At 60.9% G+C, this 24759-nt stretch carries 18 protein-coding genes; 9 read left to right on the top strand and 9 right to left on the bottom strand.

Annotation, left to right across the window (positions count from 1 at the left end; all coding sequences use genetic code 11):
• Positions 1 to 29 precede the first annotated feature (29 nt).
• The 6 genes from prpD to AC0Z5Z_RS26165 form a co-directional block, all read right to left on the bottom strand.
• Entirely contained in the window at positions 30 to 1514 is a 1485-nt protein-coding gene (gene prpD, locus AC0Z5Z_RS26190; protein ID WP_476249076.1) for a 2-methylcitrate dehydratase, read from the bottom strand.
• A gap of 186 nt (positions 1515 to 1700) precedes the next feature.
• Complete coding sequence (gene prpF, locus AC0Z5Z_RS26185; protein WP_323621452.1) at positions 1701 to 2891, bottom strand: 2-methylaconitate cis-trans isomerase PrpF; 1191 nt, start codon at positions 2889 to 2891, stop codon at positions 1701 to 1703.
• Between the two features lie 53 nt (positions 2892 to 2944).
• Entirely contained in the window at positions 2945 to 5539 is a 2595-nt protein-coding gene (gene acnD / locus AC0Z5Z_RS26180) for a Fe/S-dependent 2-methylisocitrate dehydratase AcnD (RefSeq protein WP_110646903.1), read from the bottom strand.
• A gap of 198 nt (positions 5540 to 5737) precedes the next feature.
• Positions 5738 to 6865: a bifunctional 2-methylcitrate synthase/citrate synthase gene (gene prpC / locus AC0Z5Z_RS26175; RefSeq protein WP_252869074.1), complete on the bottom strand. Its 1128-nt coding sequence runs from the start codon at positions 6863 to 6865 to the stop codon at positions 5738 to 5740.
• Between the two features lie 137 nt (positions 6866 to 7002).
• Positions 7003 to 7896 carry a methylisocitrate lyase gene (prpB, locus tag AC0Z5Z_RS26170; protein WP_024012298.1) on the bottom strand — a complete coding sequence of 298 codons (894 nt, stop codon included), beginning with the start codon at positions 7894 to 7896 and terminating at the stop codon, positions 7003 to 7005.
• Positions 7893 to 8615 carry a GntR family transcriptional regulator gene (locus tag AC0Z5Z_RS26165; protein WP_177180867.1) on the bottom strand — a complete coding sequence of 241 codons (723 nt, stop codon included), beginning with the start codon at positions 8613 to 8615 and terminating at the stop codon, positions 7893 to 7895. The genes prpB and AC0Z5Z_RS26165 overlap by 4 nt, the downstream gene beginning before the upstream one ends.
• A gap of 404 nt (positions 8616 to 9019) precedes the next feature.
• Here AC0Z5Z_RS26165 and rloA point away from each other — a divergent pair, with 404 nt between their 5' ends.
• From rloA to pabB, 4 genes are all read left to right on the top strand, one after another.
• Positions 9020 to 9556 (top strand): retropepsin-like aspartic peptidase RloA, encoded by a 537-nt coding sequence (gene rloA / locus AC0Z5Z_RS26160; RefSeq protein ID WP_016773819.1) that lies wholly within the window; start codon positions 9020 to 9022, stop codon positions 9554 to 9556.
• 5 nt (positions 9557 to 9561) lie between these two features.
• Entirely contained in the window at positions 9562 to 11097 is a 1536-nt protein-coding gene (rloB, locus tag AC0Z5Z_RS26155; RefSeq protein ID WP_024012295.1) for an osmotic stress tolerance membrane protein RloB, read from the top strand.
• Complete coding sequence (locus tag AC0Z5Z_RS26150; protein WP_056784132.1) at positions 11097 to 12083, top strand: alpha-L-glutamate ligase-like protein; 987 nt, start codon at positions 11097 to 11099, stop codon at positions 12081 to 12083. The genes rloB and AC0Z5Z_RS26150 overlap by 1 nt, the downstream gene beginning before the upstream one ends.
• Before the next feature lie 303 nt (positions 12084 to 12386).
• The gene (pabB, locus tag AC0Z5Z_RS26145) at positions 12387 to 13730 is read left to right on the top strand and encodes an aminodeoxychorismate synthase component I (RefSeq protein ID WP_485611838.1); all 1344 of its coding nucleotides are present in this window, start codon (positions 12387 to 12389) and stop codon (positions 13728 to 13730) included.
• A 172-nt stretch (positions 13731 to 13902) separates the two neighbouring features.
• On the opposite strand, the gene thrH is transcribed toward pabB, so the two are convergent.
• The gene (gene thrH, locus AC0Z5Z_RS26140) at positions 13903 to 14520 is read right to left on the bottom strand and encodes a bifunctional phosphoserine phosphatase/homoserine phosphotransferase ThrH (RefSeq protein ID WP_460093870.1); all 618 of its coding nucleotides are present in this window, start codon (positions 14518 to 14520) and stop codon (positions 13903 to 13905) included.
• A gap of 164 nt (positions 14521 to 14684) precedes the next feature.
• Between thrH and AC0Z5Z_RS26135 the strand changes: the two genes are divergently transcribed.
• From AC0Z5Z_RS26135 to AC0Z5Z_RS26125, 3 genes are all read left to right on the top strand, one after another.
• Positions 14685 to 15425, top strand: coding sequence for a phosphoadenylyl-sulfate reductase (locus tag AC0Z5Z_RS26135; protein ID WP_041479156.1), 741 nt, complete (start codon positions 14685 to 14687; stop codon positions 15423 to 15425).
• A gap of 574 nt (positions 15426 to 15999) precedes the next feature.
• The gene (locus tag AC0Z5Z_RS26130) at positions 16000 to 17538 is read left to right on the top strand and encodes an NCS1 family nucleobase:cation symporter-1 (RefSeq protein ID WP_460142930.1); all 1539 of its coding nucleotides are present in this window, start codon (positions 16000 to 16002) and stop codon (positions 17536 to 17538) included.
• Between the two features lie 53 nt (positions 17539 to 17591).
• Positions 17592 to 18320: an aspartate/glutamate racemase family protein gene (locus AC0Z5Z_RS26125; RefSeq protein ID WP_041479158.1), complete on the top strand. Its 729-nt coding sequence runs from the start codon at positions 17592 to 17594 to the stop codon at positions 18318 to 18320.
• Positions 18321 to 18451: 131 nt separating this feature from the next.
• Here the strand turns inward: AC0Z5Z_RS26125 and AC0Z5Z_RS26120 are convergent, their stop codons facing one another.
• Positions 18452 to 19375, bottom strand: coding sequence for a LysR substrate-binding domain-containing protein (locus AC0Z5Z_RS26120; protein WP_476249074.1), 924 nt, complete (start codon positions 19373 to 19375; stop codon positions 18452 to 18454).
• A 125-nt stretch (positions 19376 to 19500) separates the two neighbouring features.
• Between AC0Z5Z_RS26120 and AC0Z5Z_RS26115 the strand changes: the two genes are divergently transcribed.
• Positions 19501 to 20247 (top strand): 3-oxoacyl-ACP reductase family protein, encoded by a 747-nt coding sequence (locus AC0Z5Z_RS26115; RefSeq protein ID WP_150635878.1) that lies wholly within the window; start codon positions 19501 to 19503, stop codon positions 20245 to 20247.
• A 62-nt stretch (positions 20248 to 20309) separates the two neighbouring features.
• Here AC0Z5Z_RS26115 and AC0Z5Z_RS26110 read toward each other — a convergent pair whose 3' ends face one another.
• Positions 20310 to 21005 (bottom strand): HAD-IA family hydrolase, encoded by a 696-nt coding sequence (locus AC0Z5Z_RS26110; RefSeq protein ID WP_150635880.1) that lies wholly within the window; start codon positions 21003 to 21005, stop codon positions 20310 to 20312.
• A gap of 239 nt (positions 21006 to 21244) precedes the next feature.
• Here AC0Z5Z_RS26110 and AC0Z5Z_RS26105 point away from each other — a divergent pair.
• A partial coding sequence (locus AC0Z5Z_RS26105; protein WP_485611837.1) for a DUF6531 domain-containing protein occupies positions 21245 to 24759 on the top strand: 3515 nt, incomplete at its 3' end.

The following is a 24759-nucleotide window of genomic DNA, read 5'->3' as shown; positions in this document are numbered from 1 at the left end:
AAGCCCGCGAAGAACGATAACGCGGTCTGTCAGAGCACAAACAGATCGATGAATCGATTGACCGGAGTGGCTTCAAGCCGCGCCTGATCCTTGCACAGCGCAAAAATCTCCGCGCAACGCTGGCCGGCGAAACGCGTGGCCAGATTGGCCTTGAACTTGTCCTCCAGCAACGGAATACCTTCGGAGCGGCGGCGGCGATGGCCGATCGGGTACTCCACCAGCACGTTATCGGTGCTGCTGCCATCCTTGAAAAACACCTGCACGGCATTGGCAATCGAGCGCTTGTCGGCTTCGAGGTATTCGCGGCTGTAACGTGGTTCTTCGACGATGACCATTTTTTCGCGCAGCACATCGATGATCGGATGCGCCTTGTGGAAGTCGTCTTCGTAGTGCTCCGCCACCAGATTGCCGAATGCCAACGGCACGGCGGTCATGTATTGCAGGCAGTGGTCGCGATCGGCGGCATTGGCCAGCGGGCCGACCTTGGAAATGATGCGGATCGCCGATTCATGGGTGGTGATGACGATGCGGTCGATCTCATGCAGGCGATTGCGCACCTGCGGATGCAGGGTCACCGCCGCCTCGCACGCCGTCTGCGCATGGAATTCGGCGGGAAAACTGATCTTGAACAGCACGTTTTCCATCACGTAACTGCCGAACGGCCGGGAAAAGCTGAAAGCGCGTTTGTCCGCGGGTTTCAGCGCCAGATCGTTGTTGGTGTGGCTGAACGAAACATCATAGAAGCCCCACTGCTTCGCGCTCAAAACGCCGGGAATGCCCATCTCACCGCGCATGGCGATGTCGGCCAGACGCACGCCGCGACTCGCCGCATCCCCCGCCGCCCAGGATTTGCGCGAGCCGGCGTTCGGCGCGTGACGATAGGTGCGCAGCGCCTGACCGTCGGCGAAGGCATGGGACAGCGCCGACAGCATCTGCTCGCGATTGGCACCCATCAGTCTGGCGCTGACGGCGGTCGAGGCGACTTTCACCAGAATGACGTGGTCGAGTCCAACCCGGTTGAAGGAGTTTTCCAGAGCGATCACGCCTTGAATCTCGTGGGCCATGATCATCGCTTCCAGCACATCACGAACCGTCAGCGGCGCCTCACCGTGGGCGACGCGTTTCTGCGACAGGTGATCGGCTACGGCGAGGATGGCACCGAGGTTGTCCGATGGATGCCCCCATTCGGCGGCAAGCCAGGTGTCGTTGTAATCGAGCCAACGGACGATACAGCCGATGTCCCACGCGGCCTTGACCGGATCGAGGCGATAACTGGTGCCCGGCACTCGTGCGCCGAACGGCACCACCGTGCCCTCGACGATCGGGCCGAGGTGTTTCGTGCATTCAGGGAAACGCAGGGCCAGCAGACCGCAGCCCAGCGTGTCGATCAGGCAGTTGCGCGCGGTGTTCAGCGCCTCGGCGGATTCGGGCTTGAAGGTGAGGACGTAGTCGGCGATGTCCTGCAGGACTGCGTCGTAATCGGGACGGTTGTTCAGGTCGACGTTGGCGCTCATGTTCGATTCACTCGTGAAGTGGTTCGTTGATGGGACCTCGGTTCAGGGCTAACGATTTCTTATGATTGAAATGCAATCCACTGTGGGAGCGAGCCTGCTCGCGAAGGCTGAGCGTCAGTCAACATTTGCATGTCTGATGCATCGCTTTCGCGAGCAGGCTCGCTCCCACAAGGATATTGCTGTTGCTTAAAAGCAATCGCCGGGCACGCGGACATAGCCTTCCATGAGCACCCGCGCACTGCGACTCATGATGGCTTTCTTCACCACCCATTCGCCATTCTCCAGCGTCGCCTCGGCGCCCACGCGCAACGTCCCGGACGGATGTCCAAAGCGCACGGCATTGCGCTCGACGCCGCCGGCAGCAAGATTCACCAACGTGCCGGAAATCGCCGCCGCCGTGCCGATCGCCACCGCTGCCGTGCCCATCATCGCGTGGTGCAGTTTGCCCATCGACAACGCGCGCACCAGCAGGTCCACATCACCAGCGGCAATCGCTTTACCACTCGACGCCACGTAATCCGCAGGCTTGGCGACGAATGCGACTTTCGGCGTGTGCTGCCGCTTGGCGGCTTCTTCCAGATTGGCGATCAGGCCCATGCGCAACGCACCGTAAGCACGAATCGTCTCGAACATCAGCAGCGCTTTTGGATCGCCGTTGATCGCGCCCTGGAGTTCGGTGCCGGTGTAGCCAATGTCTTCGGCGTTGACGAATATCGTCGGGATCCCGGCGTTGATCATGGTCGCCTTGAACGTGCCGACACCCGGGACCTCAAGCTCATCGACCAGATTGCCGGTGGGGAACATCGAGCCACCGCCGCCCTCTTCTTCCGCCGCCGGATCCATGAATTCAACCTGCACTTCGGCCGCCGGAAAGGTCACGCCGTCGAGTTCGAAATCACCGGTTTCCTGCACTTCGCCGTTGGTGATCGGGACGTGGGCAATGATGGTCTTGCCGATGTTGGCCTGCCACACGCGCACCACCGCCACGCCGTTGTGCGGAATGCGGCTGACGTCGACCAGACCGTTGCTGATGGCGAACGAACCGACCGCAGCCGAGAGGTTGCCGCAGTTGCCGCTCCAGTCGACGAACGGCTTGTCGATCGACACTTGGCCGAACAGGTAATCGACGTCGTGATCGGCGCGGGTGCTTTTCGACAGGATCACGGTTTTGCTAGTGCTCGACGTCGCCCCGCCCATGCCGTCGATTTGCTTGTCGTAGGGATCGGGGCTGCCGATCACTCGCAGCAACAAAGCGTCGCGCGCCGGGCCTGGAACCTGCGCTGCTTCGGGCAGATCCTTGAGGCTGAAGAACACGCCTTTGCTGGTGCCGCCGCGCATGTAAGTCGCAGGGATTTTTATTTGTGGTGCGTGAGCCATGGTGCTCCTTACCGAAGGCATGGGACTTGAAAATCCCATGCCCACAAGTTGATTTAAACGGCGACCGCCGAGCCTTCGAGGAAGTCCTGCGCGAAGCGCTGCAACACGCCGCCGGCCTCGTAGATCGACACTTCTTCAGCGGTATCGAGACGGCAGGTCACCGGCACTTCGACGCGCTCGCCATTCTTGCGATGAATCACCAGCGTCAGATCCGCGCGGGGTTTGCGTTCGCCGATCACGTCGTAGGTTTCGCTGCCGTCGATGGCCAGGGTATGGCGGTTGGTGCCAGGTTTGAATTCCAGCGGCAACACGCCCATGCCCACCAGGTTGGTGCGGTGAATGCGCTCGAAACCTTCAGCGGCAATCGCCTCGACACCGGCCAGGCGCACGCCTTTCGCCGCCCAGTCGCGGGACGAACCCTGACCGTAGTCAGCGCCAGCGATGATGATCAGCGGCTGCTTGCGCTGCATGTAGGTTTCGATGGCTTCCCACATGCGCATGACCTGGCCTTCCGGCTCGACACGCGCCAGCGAACCCTGCTTGACCTTGCCGTTTTCCACGACCATTTCGTTGAACAGCTTCGGGTTGGCGAATGTCGCGCGCTGGGCGGTCAGGTGGTCGCCACGGTGGGTGGCGTAGGAGTTGAAGTCCTCTTCCGGCAGGCCCATTTTTGCCAGGTATTCGCCGGCGGCGCTGTCGAGCATGATCGCGTTCGATGGCGACAGGTGATCAGTGGTGATGTTGTCCGGCAGCACCGCCAATGGGCGCATGCCCTTCAGCGGACGAGCGCCGGCCAGCGCGCCTTCCCAGTACGGCGGACGGCGGATGTAGGTGCTCATCTCGCGCCAGTCGTACAACGGCGCGACTTTCGGCCCGGTGTCTTCATGCACGGCGAACATCGGAATGTAGACCTGACGGAACTGCTCAGGCTTGACCGACGACTTCACCACCGCATCGATTTCTTCATCGCTCGGCCAGATGTCTTTCAGGCGGATTTCCCGACCATCGACCACGCCCAGCACATCCTTTTCGATGTCGAAACGGATGGTCCCGGCGATCGCGTAGGCAACCACCAGCGGCGGCGAAGCAAGGAATGCCTGTTTGGCGTACGGGTGAATGCGGCCGTCGAAGTTGCGGTTGCCGGAAAGCACCGCGGTCGCGTACAGATCGCGGTCGATGATCTCTTGCTGGATCAGCGGATCGAGGGCGCCGGACATGCCATTACACGTGGTGCAGGCAAATGCCACAACGCCGAAACCGAGCTGTTCCAGCTCAGTGGTCAGCCCCGCTTCATCGAGGTACAGCGCTACGGTTTTCGAACCGGGCGCCAGCGAGGATTTGACCCATGGCTTGCGGGTCAGGCCGAGCTTGTTGGCATTGCGCGCCAACAGGCCAGCGGCAATGACGTTGCGTGGGTTGCTGGTGTTGGTGCAGCTGGTGATGGCGGCGATGATCACCGCGCCGTCGGGCATTTGCCCCGGCACGTCATCCCACTGGCCGGAGATGCCTTTGGCCGCCAGATCGGACACCGCGACGCGGGCGTGCGGGTTGCTCGGGCCGGCCATGTTGCGCACCACCGAGGACAGATCAAAAGTCAGGCCGCGCTCGTATTGCGCGCCTTTCAGGCTGTCAGCCCACAGGCCGGTCAACTTGGCGTATTGCTCGACCAGTTGCACTTGCTGGTCTTCACGACCGGTCAGCTTCAGGTAATCGATGGTCTGCTGATCGATGTAGAACATCGCTGCCGTGGCGCCGTATTCCGGGGCCATGTTGGAAATGGTCGCGCGGTCGCCGAGGGTCAGCGCTGCCGCGCCTTCACCGAAGAATTCCAGCCATGCGCCGACGACTTTCTGTTTGCGCAGGTATTCGGTCAAAGCCAGGACCATGTCGGTGGCGGTGATGCCCGGTTGCAACTTGCCGGTCAGTTCGACGCCAACGCTTTCCGGCAGACGCATCCACGACGCGCGACCGAGCATCACGCTCTCGGCTTCGAGGCCGCCGACGCCGATGGCAATCACACCCAGCGCATCGACGTGCGGCGTGTGGCTGTCGGTGCCGACGCAAGTGTCGGGGAACGCCACGCCTTCGCGCACCTGAATCACCGGGGACATTTTCTCCAGGTTGATCTGGTGCATGATGCCGTTGCCCGGCGGGATCACATCGACGTTCTTGAAGGCCTTTTTGGTCCAGTTGATGAAGTGGAAACGGTCTTCGTTGCGGCGATCTTCGATGGCGCGGTTCTTCTCGAAGGCCTGGGCATCGAAACCGCCCGCCTCGACGGCCAGCGAGTGGTCGACGATCAGTTGCGTCGGCACCACCGGGTTGACCTGCGCCGGGTCACCACCCTGCAAAGCGATGGCGTCACGCAGACCGGCGAGGTCGACCAGCGCGGTCTGGCCGAGGATGTCATGGCAGACCACCCGCGCCGGGAACCACGGGAAATCGAGATCGCGCTTGCGTTCGATCAGTTGCTTGAGCGAATCGGTAAGCGTGGCCGGGTCGCAGCGACGCACGAGGTTTTCCGCCAGCACGCGGGAGGTGTACGGCAGGGTGTCGTAGCTGCCAGGCGCAATCGCCTCGACCGCCGCGCGGGTGTCGAAGTAATCCAGCGGCGTGCCGGGCAGGTTCTTGCGGAATTCTGTGTTCATCGGGTCAGGACTCGGGTCACGGTGGTTTCAAAGGGTGGGCCAGAAACCTGAGTTACACACCGTCCACTGTGGGAGCGAGCCTGCTCGCGAAAGCGGTATATCAGTCGACATCAATGTTGAATGTCAGTCCGTCTTCGCGAGCAGGCTCGCTCCCACAGGGTCTAGCGGTGTTCTCTGGTTCCGGGTCAGCCCACCATTTCAGCGACGTTCGATTGGCACGAACTTGCGCTGTTCGACGCCGGTGTACTCGGCGCTTGGGCGGATGATGCGGTTGTTGGCGCGTTGTTCGAACACGTGCGCGGCCCAGCCGGTCAGGCGCGAGCAGACGAAGATCGGCGTGAACAGCTTGGTCGGGATGCCCATGAAGTGGTAAGCCGAGGCGTGATAGAAGTCGGCATTCGGGAACAGTTTCTTCTGCTCCCACATGGTCTTGTCGATGGCCTCGGAAACCGGGAACAGCACCTTGTCGCCGACCTCGTCCGCGAGTTTTTTCGCCCAGCCCTTGATCACCTCGTTGCGCGGGTCGCTGTCCTTATAGATCGCGTGGCCGAAGCCCATGATTTTGTCCTTGCGCTCGAGCATGCCGAGGGTGCCTTTGATCGCCTCTTCCGGCGACGAGAAGCGCTCGATCATTTCCATCGCCGCTTCGTTGGCGCCGCCGTGCAATGGACCGCGCAGCGAACCGATTGCCGCTGTTACGCAGGAATACAGATCGGAAAGGGTCGAGGCGCAAACCCGTGCGGTGAAGGTCGAGGCATTGAATTCGTGCTCGGCGTAGAGGATCAGCGACACGTTCATGACTTTGACGTGCAGTTCGCTCGGTTTCTTGCCGTGCAGCAAATGCAGGAAGTGGCCGCCAATGGTCGGCTCGTCGCTGACGCAGTCGATGCGCTTGCCGTCGTGGCTGAAGCGATACCAGTAGCACATGATCGCCGGGAAAGCGGCGAGCAGGCGGTCGGTCTTGTCGCGCTGTTCGGCGAAGTCCTTCTCCGGTTCGATGTTGCCGAGGAATGAGCAACCGGTACGCATGACGTCCATCGGATGCGCGTCAGCCGGGATGCGCTCAAGCACTTCCTTGAGCGCTTGCGGCAGGTCGCGCAGCTTGCTCAGTTTGCTTTGATAGTCGGCCAGTTGCGCTTTGGTCGGCAGTTCGCCGTACAGCAGCAGATACGCGACTTCTTCAAATTGCGCGTCGGCGGCCAGTTCACGCACGTCGTAGCCGCGATAGGTCAGCCCGGCTCCGGCCTGGCCCACGGTGGACAGTGCGGTTTGCCCGGCAACCTGGCCACGGAGCCCGGCGCCACTGAGTACTTTTGCTTCGGCCATTGTGTTCTCCAATCTTCTTGAATTTGTATGGGGAAACTTGTGGGAGCGAGCCTGCTCGCGAAAGCGCTGGATCAGTCGACATCAATGTTGGATGTCAGTCCGTCTTCGCGAGCAGGCTCGCTCCCACAGGGTTTTGTTCAGCCTTTCTTCTGTGCAAACAACGCATCGAGCTTCTGCTCGAACGTGTGGTAATCGATACGATCGTAGAGCTCCATGCGAGTCTGCATGGTGTCGATGACATTCTGTTGCGTGCCATCGCGGCGGATCGCCGTGTAGACATTTTCCGCCGCCTTGTTCATCGCGCGGAATGCCGACAGCGGATACAGCACCAGAGAAACGTCGGCGCCGGCCAGTTGTTCGGTGGTGTACAGCGGCGTTGCGCCGAACTCGGTGATATTGGCCAGGATCGGCGCTTTCACGCGATTGGCGAACAGCTTGTACATGTCCAGCTCGGTAATCGCCTCAGGGAAAATCATGTCAGCGCCGGCCTCGATGCACGCCGCCGCACGATCGAGTGCCGATTCCAGACCTTCCACCGCCAACGCATCGGTGCGCGCCATGATCACGAAGCTGTCGTCGGTGCGCGCATCGACGGCGGCTTTGATGCGATCGACCATTTCCTGCTGGCTGACAATTTCTTTATTCGGGCGATGGCCGCAGCGCTTGGCGCCAACCTGGTCCTCGATGTGAATCGCCGCCGCGCCGAACTTGATCATCGACTTGACCGTACGCGCGACGTTGAACGCCGACGAGCCGAAACCGGTGTCGACATCCACCAGCAGCGGCAGGTCGCAGACATCGGTGATGCGGCGCACGTCGGTGAGCACGTCGTCCAGCCCGGTGATGCCCAGGTCCGGCACGCCCAGAGAACCTGCGGCCACGCCGCCGCCGGACAGGTAGATCGCCTTGAAACCGGCGCGTTTGGCCAGCAGCGCGTGGTTGGCGTTGATCGCGCCGACCACTTGCAAAGGATGCTCGCTGGCGACCGCATCGCGGAAGCGCTGGCCCGGCGTGTTCAGGTTGGAAGTCATGCATCACCTCGTTCAGTGGCTGTCTTGTTGTGGGCGCCGTCCTCGTAGTGACGGGCGATGTTGCGTTTCGAGGCGCCGATGTGGCGGCGCATCAACAATTCCGCGAGCTCGCCGTCACGGTCGGCGATGGCATCGAGAATGCGGTGGTGTTCGGCGAAGGCCTGATGCGGGCGATTCGGCGTGGTGGAAAACTGGATGCGGTACATGCGCACCAGTTGATACAGCTCGCCGCAGAGCATCTGCGTCAGCGTGCGATTGCCGCTGCCCTGGATGATCCGGTAATGAAAGTCGAAGTCGCCTTCCTGCTGGTAGTAACCGACGCCGGCCTGAAACGCCGCATCGCGCTCGTGGGTTTCCAGGACCCGGCGCAGTTCGTCGATTTCCTCGACGCTCATGCGCTCGGCGGCGAGGCGGCAGGCCATGCCTTCAAGAGATTCACGGATTTCGTAGAGCTCGATCAATTCGGCATGACTGAGCGAGACCACCCGCGCACCGACGTGCGGCACGCGCACCAGCAAGCGCTGGCCTTCCAGACGATGGATCGCCTCACGCAGCGGGCCTCGGCTGATGCCATAGGTGCGCGCCAGTTCCGGCTCGGAAATCTTGCTGCCCGGGGCGATTTCGCCTTTGACGATTGCGGCCTGGATGCGCCGGAAGACGTTTTCCGACAGCGTCTCGGAGTCGTCACCACTGATGACCGGGGGATCGAGTTGATCCAGCATGATTGTCGACACCTTCAAATCCAATGCGGCAAAAACTAGCCAATAAGACCGCATCAGTCAAAGGATAAATAGGTATTGTCGACAATCGTCTAATAACCGCAGCCAATCGATCATCTATTACTGTGGGAGCGTGCCTGCTCGCGAAGGCGGCACATCAGCCGGCTTCTGCATCGAATGACACAGCGCTTTCGCGAGCAGGCTCGCTCCCACAAGAGTGGCATCCCTTGCAGCTCATGGGTCGGCGCAAGCGCTGGCGCCATAAAACCACCGTGCTAGAATGCCGCCCGCATTTGCGGGTCTTTTGTACGGCTTGCCATAAAAAGCTGCCAGGCACACGCGGGGGCTTGCGCACGGTTGTGCGGGCACCTGAACCGATAACGGAACGCTGCGCACCAGGATTTATGAGACTCAAGCCTTTCCCCACCTTTTTTGCTCTGTTTTGCCTGCCCGGCCTCGCCGCCGCGGGGGAAAAAACCGTGTACGGCCTCAACGAATACGCTTCGCTTGACGGCATCAATCTCGAAGTTGCGGCCAAACTCGACACCGGGGCGAAAACCGCCTCGCTGAGTGCCCGCGACATCAAACGCTTCAAACGCAACGGTGAATCCTGGGTACGTTTCTACCTGGCGATCGACACCGCGCATTCGCACCCCATCGAACGGCCGCTGGCGCGGGTCAGCAAGATCAAGCGCCGCGCCGGCGACTACGATCCGGAAGAAGGCAAGCAGTACACCGCCCGTCCGGTGATCGAGCTGGATATCTGCATGGGTTCGGCAATGCGCAGCATCGAAGTGAACCTCACCGACCGAAGTGCGTTCCAATACCCGCTTTTGATCGGCTCCGAGGCGCTGAAACGCTTCGACGCGCTGGTCGACCCCAGTCTTAAATACGCTGCCGGCAAACCTGCCTGCACCATCGCCGCTCACACCGCCGAGTAATTTCCATGCGTTCTCTAACCTTCCACCTGAAAATCCTGATCGCCGTGCTGGTGCTGCTGGGCGTTTCGGTTACGGCCTATCAGATTTTCGTGCTCGGCATCCCGGTGACCGAAGACGCCACCGACGACCTGTGGAACATCGACGCCAAGGTCGAGTTCGTCGCCAGCACCAAAGATCCGGTGAAGATCCAGATGTTCGTGCCGCCGTTGAGCCGCGATTACGTGAGCCTCAACGAAAGCTTCATCTCCAATAACTACGGCGTCGCGGTCAACCGCATCGACGGCAACCGCAAGGTGACCTGGTCGGCCCGTCGCGCCAAGGGCAACCAGACGCTGTATTACCGTCTGGTGCTGACCAAGCGCTACACCGCGGAAAAATCCAAGGTCAAAGGCCCGACCTTCCGTGACAGCATGGTCATCGAAGGCCCGGAAAAAATCGCCGCCGAAGCTCTGCTCGCGCCGATCCGCCAACATTCGGCCGACGTCGAAACCTTTATTGGCGAGGCGATCAAGCGCGTCAACAATGTCAACGACGACAACGTCAAATTGCTGCTGGCCGGCGATCCGTCGACTTCGCACAAAGCCAAGATCGTCGAACTGCTGCTGTCGATTGCCCACGTTCCGGTAGAAAAAGTCCACACCATCCGCCTCGTCGCCGATCAGCCTCAGACTCCCGAACTGTGGCTGCGCAGCTTCAACGGCAACGACTGGCTGTACTTCAACCCGGAAACCGGTGAGCAAGGCCTGCCGACCGATCGCCTGCTGTGGTGGACCGGCGACGAAAACCTGATCACCGTCGACGGCGGCAAGAAAGCCAACGTGACCTTCAGCCTGAACAACAGCGAGATGAACGCGATTCGTCTGGCCAAGCTGACCGACGAAAACACTGACGCCAACTTCCTCGATTACTCGCTGTACGGCTTGCCGCTGCAGACCCAGCAGACCTTCATGATCATGGTGATGATCCCGATCGGTGTGCTGGTGATCCTGATCCTGCGCAACCTGGTCGGCCTGCAGACCCTCGGCACATTCACCCCGGTGCTGATCGCCCTCGCCTTCCGCGAAACGCAGCTGGGCTTCGGCATCCTGCTGTTCACAGTGATCACGGCGCTGGGCCTGTCATTGCGCTCGTATCTCGAACATCTGAAGCTGCAAATGCTGCCGCGCCTGTCGGTGGTGCTGACGTTCGTGGTGGTGTTGATTGCGGCGATCAGTCTGTTCAGCCACAAGCTGGGGCTTGAGCGTGGCTTGTCGGTGGCGCTGTTCCCGATGGTGATTCTGACCATGACCATCGAACGTCTGTCGATCACCTGGGAAGAACGCGGCGCCAACCATGCGCTGAAAGTCGCCATCGGCACGCTGTTCGCCGCCTCTCTCGCACACCTGATCATGACCGTGCCGGAGCTGGTGTACTTCGTGTTTACCTTCCCGGCGATCCTGCTGATTCTGGTCGGTTTCATGCTGGCGATGGGTCGCTATCGCGGCTACCGCCTGACCGAACTGGTACGTTTCAAGGCCTTCCTGAAGAAGGCTGACGCCTGATGTTCGGTTTTTGGAAGACCTGGAAGGCCCTCGAGGCGCGCGGCATCATGGGCATCAACCGCCGAAACGCGGACTACGTGCTCAAGTACAACAAGCGCAGCCTGTACCCGATCGTCGATGACAAGATCCTGACCAAGGAACGCGCCATCGCCGCCGGCATTCATGTGCCGGAGCTGTACGGGGTGATCTCCACCGAGAAGGAAATCGACAAGCTCGACGAGATCATCGGCGGGCGCAGCGACTTCGTGATCAAACCGGCGCAGGGCGCGGGTGGCGACGGCATCATCGTCATCGCCGACCGCTTCGAAGGCCGTTATCGCACGGTGTCGGGCAAGATCCTCGCCCACGAGGAGCTGGAACATCACATCTCCAGCATCCTCACCGGCCTGTACTCGCTGGGCGGCCACCGCGACCGCGCGCTGATCGAATACCGTGTGACCCCGGACCAGATCTTCAAAAGCATCAGCTACGAAGGCGTGCCGGACATCCGCATCATCGTGCTGATGGGTTACCCGGTGATGGCGATGTTGCGTCTGCCGACCCGCCAGTCCGGCGGCAAGGCCAACCTGCACCAGGGCGCCATTGGCGTCGGCGTCGATCTGGCCACCGGCCTTACGCTGCGCGGCACATGGCTGAACAACATCATCACCAAACACCCCGACACCACCAATGCGGTGGATGGCGTGCAACTGCCCTACTGGGACGGTTTCATGAAACTCGCCGCCGGCTGCTATGAGCTGTGCGGGCTGGGTTATATCGGCGTGGACATGGTGCTTGATCAGGAAAAAGGCCCGCTGATCCTCGAGCTGAATGCGCGGCCGGGGCTGAACATTCAGATCGCCAACGATTGCGGCCTGACCTTGCGTACCCACGCGGTTGAAGCGCGGCTGGAAGAGCTGAAGGCGCGGGGCGTGACGGAGTCGGTTGAAGAGCGGGTGGCGTTTACCCAGGAGATGTTTGGGCATATTCCAGCTGTCGAAGGCTAAAAGCTCAAGAGCCCCTCACCCTAACCCTCTCCCAAAGGGAGAGGGGACTGACCGAGGTGGATGTTGGAGGTACGCCGACCTGAACGTCTTGAGTCGAACTCAAGCTTTGAAAAGCATGAAGATCGGCTCCCTCCCCCAAGATATCGAGCCGAACCCAAGTTTTGAAAAGCCCCCGATCTGCTCCCTTTCCCCCTCGCCCCCTTGGGGGAGAGGGTTGGGGTGAGGGGGAGGCTTTTGACTTTGATCTGGCAGCGCAGAGGACTACAATCCCCACCCCGCCTCAACGGCCGATCTGCCCCGCCCATGCTGACCTGCTCCGTACACCCACTGCCCTACCGCGCCAATCCCGCCGACTACTTCGCGGCCATTCGCAATGCCCCCGGCGCCGTGCTGCTCGACAGCGGCCGGCCGAGCGCCGAACGCGGCCGTTATGACTTGTTGAGCGCCTGGCCGCTGGAACAACTGGCGGTGTTGCCGGAGGAAAGCGGTGCGCATTTCCTCCAGCGCCTGCGTGACCATCTCAGCCGCTTGGGCGAAGCGCAGTTGCCTGCCGGGTATGAATTACCATTCGCCGGTGGATTGATCGGCTATTTGAGCTACGACTTCGGCCGGCATCTGGAAAACCTGCCGAGTCAGGCGCTGGATGACCTGCAACTGCCCGATGCGCGTTTTGGCCTGTACGACTGGGCGCTGATCAGTGATCACCACGCGCAAACCAGCCAACTGGTCTTTCATCCTTCGCTTGTCGACAGTGAACGGCAGCGATTGGTCGCGCTGTTCACTCAGCCTCAATTTGACGCGCTGGCGCCATTCAAACTGAACGCCCCCATGGCCGCTGATATTTCGGCCGACGATTACCGTCAGGCGTTCGAACGCATTCAGGACTATATCCAGGCCGGCGACTGCTATCAGGTCAACTTTGCGCAACGCTTCCGTGCCGAATGTCTGGGCGATCCATGGCTGGCCTATTGCGCATTGCGCCAGGCCTGCCCGACGCCGTTCTCCGGTTTCCAGAGCCTGCCCGACGGCGGCGCGGTGCTGAGCCTTTCACCGGAACGCTTCGTCAGAGTCAGCCAGCGTCAGGTCGAAACCCGTCCGATCAAGGGCACCCGCCCTCGCGGCCTGACTCCAGCCGAAGACGCCGCCAATGCCGCCGAACTGCTGGCCAGCCCCAAGGATCGCGCGGAAAACCTGATGATCGTCGACCTGCTGCGCAACGACCTCGGGCGCACCTGCCGCATCGGCTCGGTGCGCGTGCCGGAGTTGTTCAGTCTGGAGAGCTATCCGAATGTGCATCATCTGGTCAGCAGCGTGACCGGTGAACTGGCGGCGGATCGTGACGCGCTCGACCTGATCGCCGGCAGCTTCCCCGGCGGCTCAATCACCGGCGCACCGAAGATTCGGGCGATGCAGATCATCGACGAGCTGGAGCCGACCCGGCGCGGTCTGTATTGCGGCTCGTTGCTGTATCTGGACGTGCGCGGTGAGATGGACAGCTCCATCGCCATTCGCAGTCTGCTGGTCAAGGATGGCCAGGTGTGCTGCTGGGGCGGCGGCGGGATCGTCGCCGATTCGGACTGGCAGGCGGAGTATCAGGAGTCGATGACCAAAGTCAGAATTCTCTTGGAAACCCTGCAAAACCTCTGAGGAATGATCGTTCCCACGCTCCGCGTGGGAATGCAGCCCGGGACGCTCCGCGTCCCATCCAAAGCCGAACGCGGAGCGTCCGTTGAGGCATTCCCACGCAGAGCGTGGGAACGATCATCAATGCATTTTCTTGTGGGAGCGAGCCTGCTCGCGAAGACGTCCTTCCAGACAACTACAAACTCAACTCTCTATTAGAGGCCTTGAGAAATTCCTGCTTCAGCTCTTCAAACGTATGCACCGCCGGAAACTGCGGAAACTCGCGAATCACGTTGTCCGGCGCATGAAACAGAATCCCCGCATCCGCCTCGCCGAGCATGGTCGTGTCGTTGTATGAATCCCCCGCCGCAATCACCCGGTAATACAGGCTCTTGAACGCCAACACCGACTGACGCTTGGGGTCTTTCTGACGCAACTGATAGCTGGTCACCCGGCCGCTTTCGTCAGTGATCAACCGATGGCAAAGCAGAGTCGGGAAGCCCAGTTGGCGCATCAGTGGCTGTGAAAACTCATAAAAGGTGTCCGAGAGAATCACCACCTGGAAACGCTCGCGCAGCCAGTTGACGAACTCCACCGCGCCGTCCAGCGGTTTCAGTGTCGCGATCACTTCCTGAATGTCCGCAAGCTTGAGGCCGTGCTCATCGAGGATGCGCAAACGCTGCTTCATCAATACGTCGTAATCGGGAATGTCCCGGGTGGTGGCCTTGAGGGAGTCGATTCCGGTTTTTTCGGCGAAGGCGATCCAGATTTCCGGTACCAGTACCCCTTCAAGATCCAGGCAAGCAATTTCCACAAGACACTCCCGTTTGTAGTGATTATTGAGTCGAGCGAGGCCGAACTCTAGCGTCTGCACCAGCCGCGCGCAACGCAGAGGACGCCCCGGGCGCGGCAGCTTTTTGTTACCATCGGCCCCCTATAGAGCGCCCGAGCGCCATTGACCTGTAGGAAGCCGCCCTGATGAGCCCAACGTTCGACGTCGTGGAACTCGCCACGACCTATGCCAACAAATCCGCCCAGGACATCCTCAAGCTCGCATTCGCCGAATTCGGCGATGACTTGTGGATATCTTTCAGCGGCGCCGAGGACGTGGTGTTGGTGGACATGGCGTGGAAGCTGAACAAGAACGTCAAAGTCTTCAGCCTCGACACCGGCCGCCTGCATCCGGAGACCTACCGCTTCATCGAGCAGGTGCGCGAGCATTACAAGATCGATATTGAAATCGTCTCGCCGGACTACACGAAACTCGAACCGTTCGTGAAGGAAAAAGGCCTGTTCAGCTTCTATAAAGATGGCCACGGCGAATGCTGCGGCATCCGCAAGATCGAGCCGCTGCGGCGCAAGCTGTCCGACGTCAAAGCCTGGGCCACCGGCCAGCGCCGCGATCAGAGCCCGGGCACCCGCAGCGCTGTGGCGGTGCTGGAAATCGACACGGCGTTCTCGACACCGGAACGCACGCTGTACAAGTTCAACCCGTTGGCGCAGATGACCAGCGAGGAGATCTGGGGTTACATCCGCATGCTTGAGCTGCCGTACAACAGCCTGCACGAGCGCGGCTTCATCAGCATCGGTTGCGAACCCTGCACCCGCCCGGTGCTGCCGAACCAGCACGAGCGCGAAGGCCGCTGGTGGTGGGAAGAAGCCACGCAGAAGGAATGCGGACTGCATGCGGGGAATATCATCAGCAAGAGCAAGGTTTGATCCCCCATTTATAGAAGGACCTGTGGGAGCGAGCCTGCTCGCGAAAGCGCCGTTCCAGTCAACGTTTCAGTTGCCTGATCCACCGCATTCGCGAGCAGGCTCGCTCCCACATTGATATGTGCCAGGCACGCAAAAGGTGTACACAAGGTTGTCACCATCGGTGCCATTTATGTGTGCACTTTCAGTCCTGACGCCCTGAAAAGTTACACTCCCCAGCAGAATCCCCATCTGCTCGCCACTCTGCAAAATCCCTCCCCTGGAAAAAATTCCTGCCCGATCGATCAATTTATATCGTCGGTTTTTCAGCGACTTATGTTGCATCGATAACTATTCGAAATGAGCCCTGCCGCTTATAGATTGGCAACTGGCACAAATCTGGCTTTATCGCATACATGTTTTGTATACAAAACTGCAAAACATGCACACTTTCGATCCGCAAGCCTGAAGCGCCCTATCCCGTACAGGCTGCAGATGCCCCGTAACCAGTGATGTTTTCACCGCCGCGACGAAGATTTGTCGAGCCTGAGCGCTCATGCACAGTCATCGCGGGAGTGAACGTCAGGAGCCTGCCGGAATGCGTACAAGTCTTTCGAATAACATCGTGCTGAATCTGCCCTCCTCCACGCTTGATCAACCGTTGCCCGATGACGGACTGAGCGAGCCGCTGCAACTGAGCCCGCGTCTGCACAACAGCGATCTGGCGCCGACCAAAGCCGAAGGCCGACGTTGGGGCCGGTACAGCATCTTCGCCCTGTGGACGAATGACGTGCACAACATCGCCAACTACTCGTTCGCCATCGGCTTGTATGCACTGGGTCTGGGCGGCTGGCAGATTCTGTTGTCGCTGGGGATCGGCGCGGCGCTGGTGTATTTCTTCATGAACCTGTCCGGGTACATGGGGCAGAAAACCGGGGTGCCGTTTCCGGTGATCAGCCGGATCAGTTTTGGCATCCACGGTGCGCAAATTCCTGCATTGATCAGGGCGGTTATCGCCATCGCCTGGTTCGGTATTCAGACGTACCTCGCCTCGGTGGTATTCCGCGTCCTGCTGACCGCCGTGCATCCCGGCTTTGCCGAATACGATCACGACTCAATTCTGGGCCTGTCGAGTCTGGGCTGGGTGTGCTTTGTAGCAATCTGGCTGGTGCAACTGGCGATCCTCGCCTACGGCATGGAGATGGTGCGCCGTTACGAGGCATTTGCCGGGCCGGTGATTCTGCTGACCGTAGCCGCACTCGCCGGGTGGATGTACTTCCAGGCCAACGCGACCATTGCCTGGTCGATCCGCGAGCCGCTGACCGGGGGCGAGATGTGGCGCAACATTTTTGCTGGTGGCGCGTTGTGGCTGGCGATCTACGGCACGCTGATCCTCAATTTCTGCGACTTCGCCCGTTCTTCGCCGTGCCGCAAAACCATCAAAGTAGGAAATTTCTGGGGCTTGCCGGTGAACATTCTGGTATTCGCCGCGATTACCGTACTGCTGTGTGGCGCGCAGTTCCAGATCAACGGGCGGATCATCGAAAGCCCGACCGAGATCATCGCTTCGATCCCCAACACGTTCTTTCTGGTGCTTGGCTGCCTGGCTTTTCTGATTGTCACCGTTGCGGTGAACATCATGGCCAACTTCGTTGCCCCGGCGTTCGTCCTCAGCAACCTGGCGCCGAAGTACCTGACCTTCCGCCGCGCCGGGTTGATCAGCGCGACCATCGCCGTGCTGATCCTGCCGTGGAACCTCTACAACAGTCCGCTGGTGATCGTGTATTTCCTGTCGGGCCTCGGCGCCCTGCTCGGCCCGTTGTACGGGGTGATCATGGTCGACTACTGGCTGATCCGCAAAGGCCGGATCAACGTGCCGCAGCTCTACAGCGAAGACCCCAACGGCGCTTATTACTACAGCCGCGGCATCAATTTCCGCGCGGTGGCGGCGTTTATTCCTGCAGCGCTGATCGCCATCATCCTGGCGCTGGTGCCCGGTTTCCACAGCGTCTCACCGTTCTCCTGGCTGATCGGTGCCGGTATCGCCGGCATGCTTTACCTGATCGTCGCCAAACGCCACACGCATTACGCCGACGTCAGCGGCGAGTGCATCGCTGTGGATAACGTCAGCCACTGATCCCTTCGCGGCCCGGTTTCGGGCCGCACCACTGCCCGCAATAAGGATTTTCCATGCGTATTCTCGTGGTCAACGTCAACACCACCGAATCCATCACCGACGCCATCGCCCGCTCGGCGCAGGCCGTCGCTTCGCCCGGTACCGAAATCGTCGGCCTGACGCCGTACTTCGGCGCCGAATCGATTGAAGGCAATTTCGAAAGTTACCTGGCCGCCATCGCCGTGATGGATCGAGTGATGTCTTACGATCAACCCTTCGATGCGGTGATCCAGGCCGGCTACGGCGAACATGGCCGCGAAGGCTTGCAGGAACTGCTCAACGTGCCAGTGGTGGATATCACTGACGCGGCGGCCAGCACCGCGATGTTTCTCGGCCATGCCTACTCGGTGGTGACCACACTGGATCGCACCGTGCCGCTAATCGAGGATCGGCTGAAATTGTCCGGTCTGTGGGATCGCTGTGCCTCGGTGCGCGCCAGTGGTCTGGCGGTTTTGGAGCTTGAACACGAACCGCAGCGCGCGCTGGAAGCGATCGTGCAGCAGGCCGAACTGGCGGTGACCCAGGACAAGGCCGAGGTGATTTGCCTGGGCTGCGGCGGCATGGCCGGGCTGGACGAGCAGATTCGCCGGCGCACCGGCGTGCCGGTGGTGGATGGCGTGACAGCGGCGGTGACGATTGCCGAGTCGCTGGTGCGTTTGAAGTTGTCGACGTCCAAGGTGCGCACTTATGCGACGCCACGGCCGAAGAACATTGTTGGTTGGGCGGAGCGCTTTGCTCGATAGACCGAGTGATCGTTCATCGCGGGCAAGCCCGCTCCCACAGGGTTTTGTGTTGTTTGCAAGATGTGTGAACAACTCAAAACTTGTGGGAGCGGGCTTGCCCGCGATAGCCGCAACTCGGTTTGATGCCTGGCTCAGATAGCACTAAACCGACGCCCCAGTCCCTGCTCAGCAAACTGTTCAATCACGAAATCCACAAACGCCCGGGTCTTGCCCGGCAACAATTTGTGCTCGGCGTAATAGATCGAAATGTTGCCGTCATCGACAAACCATTCCGGCAGCACTCGCTGTAACGTCCCTGCCTGAAGATACGGCACCGCAAACGGCATGCTCACCAGTGCAATGCCCAAACCTTGCATCGCCGTTGCACAGGCAGCCTCGGAATCACTCATGGTCATCCGCGCCCGCAATGTCAGCGGACTGTGTTGCTGATCGCGGTGAGTCAGTTGCCAGGAGCGCACGCGCCCGGTCTGCGGTGAGCGAATCAGAATGCCGTCGTGTTGCTTGAGGTCATCGGGATGGCTGATCGGCGCATGTTTTTGCAGATAGTCCTCCGATGCCACCAACACCCGATGCGCCGGTGTCAGCCTGCGCGCAACCACGCCTTGTGGCAGTTCAAAGCCGCCGCCAATCGCCGCGTCAAAGCCCTGCCCGATCAGGTCGACCTGGCGGTTATCGAAATGCCAGTCCGGGTTGATTGCCGGATAGCGCCGCAGAAACTCACCGAGCAGCGGCACGATATACAGACGACCGAACACCGTGCCCATGCTGACTTTCAGCGTGCCGGCCGGTTGCCCGCCGGCACTGGCCAGATTGGCTACGGCATTCTGGATGGTGGTCAGGCTGGCGCTGACTTCACTCAAAAACAGCTGCCCCGCTTCGGTCAACGTCAGGCTGCGTGTACTACGCTGGAACAGCCGCACGCCAAGCCGCGCTTCCAGTTTCGCCACGCTCTTGCCGACCGCCGCCGGGGTCAGGCTCAAGCGTCGCGCGGCTTCGGCAAAGCTGCCGACTTCGGCGCTGCGCACAAAGCATTCGATACTGCTGAACGTTTCCATGATCGCCACTATAAACTTCTGGTTTACACAGACTATAGCAATCATGGTCTACCCGGTTGTCGATGCCAGGCCGATACTCGGCACCAACACCAAGGCATTCCGCCTTGAACACTTGGAGATCGAACATGACCACTCAACACCTCAGCGGCAAGGTCGCTCTGATTCAAGGCGGTTCGCGCGGCATCGGCGCGGCCATCGTCAAACGTCTGGCCGCTGAAGGCGCCGCTGTCGCTTTCACCTACGTCAGCTCCGCCGCCAAAGCTGAAGAACTGCAGAACAGCATCACTGGCAACGGCGGCAAAGCCTTGGCGATCAAGGCAGACAGCGCCGATGCCAGCGCGATTCGCCACGCCGTCAACGCCACCGTCGAAGCGTTTGGACGCCTGGACATTCTGGTCAACAACGCCGGCGTACTGGCCATCGCGCCGCTGGAAGACTTCAAACTCGAAGACTTCGATCAGACCCTGGCCATCAACGTGCGCAGCGTGTTCATTGCGTCCCAGGAAGCAGCGAAACACATGGGCGAAGGCTCGCGGATCATCAACATCGGCAGCACCAACGCCGACCGCATGCCCTTCGGCGGTGGCGGTGTCTACGCGATGAGCAAATCGGCACTGGTCGGCCTGACCAAAGGCCTAGCCCGCGACCTCGGCCCTCGCGGCATCACCATCAACAACGTGCAACCTGGCCCGGTCGACACCGACATGAACCCGGCCCATGGCGAATTCGCCGACAGCCTGATCCCGCTGATGGCCGTCGGTCGTTACGGCACCGCCGATGAAATCGCCAGCTTCGTCGCCTACCTGGCCGGGCCTGAAGCCGGTTACATCACCGGTGCCAGCCTGACCATCGACGGTGGTTTCGGCGCCTGACAGACCGGCAAGAAAAAACGCCGCCCTTCTTTACAGGAAGGGCGGCGTTTTCGTGTGAACGGTCAAGCCAGCTCCAGCATCGGTAAGCCAAAGGCGCTGGGCATAAATGCTTTCAGCGAACGAATAATGCCGTCAGCGTGGGCATATTTCTCATCGGCCATCGCTGCGTCGGGGATGGCGATTGCGGTCATGCCTGCCGCTTTCGCGGCGGTGACGCCGAACGGCGAATCCTCGAACACCAGACAATCCCCGGGCGCGATGCCCAGGCGCCGGGCGGCGGTGAGGAAGATATCCGGCGCCGGTTTGGCCGCGCCGACTTCCGGATCGTCCGCCGTGACGATGAAATCGAACAGCGCAAACCACTCACGGTGCAAGGTGGTTTTCTGCCCGAACGACTGGCGCGACGAACTGGTGCCGACTGCGATCGGGATGTTGTGCGCCTTGAGGTGACGCACCAGCGCTTCGGCCCCCGGCATCGCTTGCGCCTTGGGGAAACGCTCGCGCATCAGCGGCTCGCGGATCTGCAGAAATTCTTCCGGAGTGATCGGTAACTCCAACGCCTGCACCACGTAGTTGGCCAGATCATTGGCACCGCGACCAATGATGTTCTGCTTGACGCTCCAGTCGAAGGTTTTCCCGTAGCGCCCGGCAATCAGCGAGGTGACCTCGGTGTAAATGCCCTCGGTGTCGAGCAGCAAACCGTCCATATCGAAAATCACGGCCTTGATCGGGCCGAACGTCTTCAGCGGTGCATTCATCATCGGATCCGTTAACAAAGACATCCCGGGCGACAGGCAACGTGTCGCAACGCGGATCTGATTAATGGGTTCAGCAGCATAGCGAGGCCGATGGACATTGAGCAACGGGCAATGCCATCGACGCCTTTTCGCATTTAGCGAAAACTCCTACAGACACTGCCTACTTCCCCGACTTCTTTCCTTTTTGATCCCCCGCAAAGTCCGCGCTCCCGTTTCTTCATATGCGCGAGCGACTGCGAATGTTTCAACCCGATCAGCTCCTGGCCCTGAACAACAGCATCGGACTGCTGGTGGTGGCCGCCCTGAATCCGAAGCAGCCAGATTTCGAAGCGCTGATCGATGAGTTCCGCCTGTGCCTGAACAACTACGACGCCTGGGCCGAGCAGTTCTGGACCGGGACCGCGCTGGACATCGAGCAGGTGTTCAAGGTTGGCAATGACGTACAACTGAGCGCGCCGATCACTTCGCGCGCACCTGTCAGCTCATCGGTGGTCATGTGTTCGGCCAGCGGGCCGCTGACCCTGGTGCATCTGTTTGAAGCAGCGCGCTTCGTACCGATCGGCGACACCCCGGTGACCCTCGAACCGCTGCTCAGCGACGTCGACGGCGTGCTGACCTTCGGCGAACCAAAGCGCTACACCATTGGCCCGAGCGGGATCCTCGAGGTGACCGATTGCATGCGCGGCCAGCGCTATCGCGTCACCTTCTTTCCCAACGTTTCCTCCGCCCATGTCCGCGCCCTGTATGCCTCATATGAAGGGGTCATTGCCGGTCTTGAAGGCTGGCTGCGCAACGAATGGACAGGCTTCCAGCCGCAGTGGACGGAGTTTTCCAGCGCCGGTTTTCTTGATCGTTACGGGCAGTTGCAACGGGCCGATTGGCGCGGCCTGGAAAAAGCCCTGAATGGCGTCTGGGATGACATTCAGCAGCTGTTTGCCCTACTTGCCGATCTGCAGGAGCACAGCGCAAAGCTCCTCGAATACCTGAGCGAAGTCGAACTCGAGGCGCTGCTGGCGGCTTCCAGCGAGGCGATTGCCAACGCCTTGTTGATGCTCAGCGACGAGCCGTTGTTGTTCATTCATCTGGCCGCGTTCACCAGTTGGCTGAAGATGCTGCCGCCGCAATACCTCGCCGAGGTGGTGGCCGAAGTTCGCACCGAGTTGCTGATCAGCTTCCTGTTGATGCGCGTGGCGGGCGGTGCCGGCGTATCGCTGCGTTTGAGCGGCAAGGTCTTGGCGAAGATCAAGTCGCCAAGGGCGCGGGAGTGGCTGGCCGCCTCAGCCTTGCGTCTGGCTGAGCTGACTTCGACACCGGAACTCAAGCAGCACGCGAGCACGCTGAAGCCGCTGATGTTTCATGCGCGCGAAGTGGAGCTGAAGCCGACGCCATCGATTCCGCTGAACATTCGTCAGGCCGACGCGGTGGTGCTCCGCGTGCCGAATCCGGCGCCGCTCGCGCGGGAAAAATCCCAGGGCATGGCGCGCCTTGAGCGCCACGAGCCCCACGACGACGTCCCCGATCAAGCGAAAAACCCCAACGGCGACGCCGCCGATTGCGTCCCCAATACCTGCAAAAACGGCTGTCCGGTGTCGATGGTCACCGGCGAGGAACTGCTGACCCTGACCGACGCGGTGCTCGATGGCGTGCTGCCCTTCGAGTTCACCCGCTTGTACCGCAGCAGCGCGGTCGAGATCGACATCGGCCTGGGTTTCGGCTGGAGCCACACGCTGGCCCATCGCCTGGCCTTCGACGGCGATGGCGTGATCTGGATCGACCACGAAAACCGCCGCACCCGTTTTCCCCTGCCCAACGTCGCGCGCCCAGCCATTCACAACAGCCTGTCGCGTGCGGCGATCTTTCTTGGCGATGAGCCGGAAGAACTGATTCTGGCTCTGGCCGGGGAAACCGCGCGGTTCTACCACTTTCGCGCCGGCCGGCTGACCGCAATCAGCGATGTCTACGGCAATCGTCTGACCCTGCAACGCGATCGCTCCGACCGCATTCAGCGTCTGGACAATGGCGCCGGCCGTGCGCTGCTGTTGCGTTATGACCGCGCGCAACTGGTGGCGATCGATTATCAGGTGTTCGTCCAGGGCGAGTGGACCACCGAGCAAACCCTCGCCACCTACAGCTTCGATGCCCGGCAACGCCTGCTGACCGCGACCAACGCGGTCGGCGACAGCGAACGCTACGACTACGACGACCATCACGTCATCCTCCAGCGCCAGCTGACCGGCGGCGCGAGCTTCTTCTGGGAGTGGCAGCGCGAGGGCAAAGCGGCGCGCTGCGTGAGGCACTGGGCTTCGTTCTCGCAGATGAACACCCGTTACGTCTGGAACGATGACGACGCCAGCGTGACCGTGCATTACGTCGACGGCACCGAAGAAGTCTACGTCCACGACGAGCGCGCGCGACTGGTGCGCCAGGTTGCGGCCGATGGCGGCGAGCAGCTCAAGGCTTATGACCAGCAGGGGCGATTGATCGCCGAGCAGGATGCTTTGGGCGCGGTTACCGAATACCGCTATGACGAAATCGGACGGCTGATCGCGCTGGTTCCGCCGGACGATGCACCAACGTCCTACGAGTACCGCAACGGCTTTCTCTACAAGCGTTGCCGTGGTGATGCGGTGTGGATCTATCGGCGCAACGCTGAAGGCGCCGTTACCGAAGCGGTCGATCCCGACGGCCAGGTCACCCATTACTACTACAACCTGCGCGGGCAATTGCTGTCGCTGCGTTACCCGGACAGCAGCCGCCACCGCTGGGTGTGGAACGAGCTCGGCCAGCTCATCGAAGAAACCCTGCCCGATGGTGGCGTGCGGCGCTTTTCCTACGATGCGCTGGGACGGCGGATTACCACCCAGGACGAATTTGGTGTCGTCAGTCGTCAGCAGTGGGACGCGGCCGGCCGACTGATCCTGACGACTTCTCCTACGGGAAGCACGCGCGCCTACAGCTACGGCGCCTACGGCCAGATCACCGCTGAGCGCGACGAGCTCGGGCGCATCACCCGCTACGAATATGACGACGACCTGCATCTGGTCTCGCGGCGGATCAACCCTGACGGCACCCGCGTGCAGTACCGCTACGACCATGCGCGGTTGCTGCTGACCGAAATTGAAAACGAGTCAGGGGAAAAATATTGCCTGGATTACACGCCGACCGGATTGATCCGACAGGAAACCGGGTTTGATGGGCGGCGCACGGCTTATGCCTACGACCTCAACGGGCACCTGCTGGAGAAGACCGAGTTTGGCGAGCAGGGTTTATCGCTGGTCACCCACTACCAGCGCGATAAGGCCGGGCGCTTGCGGGTCAAAACCCTGCCCGATGGCGCCAAGATCCGCTACGACTACGATCGCCTCGGTCGGTTGATCGGCGTCGATGACGGGCAAAACCATCCGCTGGCCTTCGAGTACGACCGTCAGGACCGGCTGATCACCGAGCATCAGGGCTGGGGCACCTTGCGCTACGCCTATGACGCCTGCGGTCAGCTCAAGCGCCTGCGCCTGCCGGACAACAGCAAGCTCGATTACCACTACGCCAAGGGCGGTGCGCTGTCGGCCATCGACCTTAATGGCACGCCGCTCACGCGCCACGTCTACCAGTCCGGTCGCGAACAGCAACGCCAGCAAGGTTTGCTGCTCAGCGAATATTCTTACGACGATCAGGGCCGCTTGCTTGCCCACGCTGTAGGTCATCGCCACGCTTCGCTGTACCGCCGCGATTATGCCTACAGCGCCAACGGCAATCT

The sequence above is a fragment of the Pseudomonas sp. 1L-E-NC-VB-C3 genome, from assembly GCF_057291535.1.
This window is presented reverse-complemented; position numbering and strand designations above follow the sequence as displayed.